A 2073-nucleotide genomic window follows, 5' to 3' on the forward strand; every position below is an offset into this window, starting at 1 on the left:
GGTCCACGCCGGGCGCGAGCTCCACCAGCTCCAGGCCGCCGGCGGTGACGTCGAAGACGGCCCGCTCGGTGACGACGCGGGCCCACTGCCCGCGCCGCACCCCCTCGCCCAACCGGTACGTGACGTGACCGGCCCGCGGCACCAGCTTGCGCACCCGCCCTTCGGCCAGGATCCGCAACCCGCCGTCGGCGCAGCTCACCCGGAGACCGTCGGTGGTCAGCGTGCCGGCGAAGACCAGCCGCGTGGCGTTGTGCGCGATGTCCACGAACCCGCCGGCGCCGGGGTTGGCCGCGCCGAACCGGCTGACGTTCACGTTGCCCTCGGCGTCGATCTGGGCGAAGGCGAGCGCGGCGAACGGGCAGCCGCCGCCGTCGATGAAGTCGAACTGCGAGGGCCCGTCGAGCAGCGCCCGCGGCGAGTAGTTCGCCGAGAACTGCCAGCCGCTCATCACGATGCCGCCGAAGGAGCCGTGCTCGGTGGTGAACAGGTGCTCGTCCAGGCGGCCGCCGTCCAGCAGGCCGTCCTCGGCCATGGCCAGGACGGCGTCGGAGGAGGCGCCGAACCCGAAGATCGAGGTCTCCCCCGGCCTGACCTCCCTGGCGACCCGGCGGGCGATCACCTTGTCCGGGCCGGACGGCAGCCGCGGCACCCGCGCGACGGCGTCGGGCACGTGCCGGAGGTAGCCGGGGTCGTGCCGCACGCCGGTGGTCATGGGCGCGTCCGGAACCACGACGACCCGGTCGACGAGCGCCCCGGGCACGCGCATCTCGCGCGCGGGCGACGAGCCGGCGGGCACGATCCGCGACACCTGCGCGATCACGGTGCCGCCGCACGCCTTCACCGCGAGGGCGATCGCCAGCGCGCTGGAGAACAGCGGCTGGTCCTCGAAGGACAGGTTGCCGTCGGGGTCGGCGGCGCTCGCCCGGACCAGTCCGGCGTGCAGCGGCCAGGACGGGTAGAACAGGTACTCCTCGCCGCCCAGCTCGACCAGCTCCACCAGGTCCTCCTGGGCCAGGCGGGTGAACCTGCCGCCGCCGTGCCGGGGGTCGGCGTACGTGCCGAGGCCGACCCGGGTCAGGTAGCCGGGGCCGCGCCGGGCCACCTCGCGCAGCCAGTGCATGGCGGCGCCCATCGGCCAGCTGTACGCCTCGACGAGGTCGTTCTGGATCAGCTCGGTCAGGGCGGGGCGGGCGCCGGTCACCGGGTGGCGGGGGTTGATGAACGAGGCGGACACGATGCGGCGCATCAGGCCCTTCCTGGCCACGTGGTCCATGCCGCCGATGCCGACGGCGTCCCCGGTGGCGCAGGGGAAGTAGAAGGTCAGCTCGCGCGGGGCGCCGGTGGCGGCGAAGCGCTCGCCGAGCGCGGCCAGCAGGGCGTCGGGGGTGAGCCAGCCGATGACGCCGGTGCTGGCGACCGCCTGGTGGTCCTCGATGAGCGCGACGGCCTCGGCCGCCCCGCACACCTTGCCCGTCCGGCCGCCTGCGACCAGCTCAGGGCCCTGATCCGGGGCCTGGTCCGGGGCCTGGTCCGGGCCCTGGTCCGGGGCGGTCATGGGCGGGCTCCGAAGCGGGCCAGGCTCTCGCGGGCCGTGGCGGAGGCGCAGTCGGCGCCGAACATCCAGGCCGTGCGCGCGTCGAGCGTCTCGGCGGGCCCGCTCACCGCGTCGGTCAGCGCCCGCTTGGCGGAGGCGACCGCGTGCGGGGGCAGCGCGGCCAGCCCCGCCGCCACCTCCAGCGCGCACGCCAGCGCCTCCCCCGGCGCGGCCAGCTCGTCGGCGCCGCCGATCCCGTGCAGCTCGCGGCCGGTCAGCGGGCGGTCGCCCCAGACCAGCCGCCGCGCGGCGACCGGCCCGACCCGGGCGGCCAGGCTCTGGATGCCCCAGGGCGGCACCCAGCCGAGCCGCACCTCAGGCAGGTGCCAGCGGGCGTCCTCGGCGGTGACCACCACGTCGCAGCCGGTGGCCAGCAGGAAGCCGCCGCCGAGCGCGAAGCCCTCGACGGCGGCCACCACGGGGATGCCGAGATGCTGGACGGCCCTGGCCACGCGCCCGGTGTCGGCCTCGTGCCGCAC

General features: G+C 76.4%; 2 protein-coding genes. Both read right to left on the reverse strand.

All coding sequences use genetic code 11. From position 1 onward, the window contains the following. On the reverse strand, nucleotides 1-1555 hold a 1555-nt coding region (locus ACWCSD_RS51980), incomplete at its 3' end, for a CoA-transferase (protein WP_449927217.1). Continuing rightward, the coding region (locus tag ACWCSD_RS51985; protein ID WP_449927220.1) for an enoyl-CoA hydratase/isomerase family protein at nucleotides 1552-2073 on the reverse strand (522 nt) is incomplete at its 5' end. The genes ACWCSD_RS51980 and ACWCSD_RS51985, both read right to left, overlap by 4 nt.

The sequence above is a fragment of the Nonomuraea sp. NPDC001684 genome, from assembly GCF_053596515.1.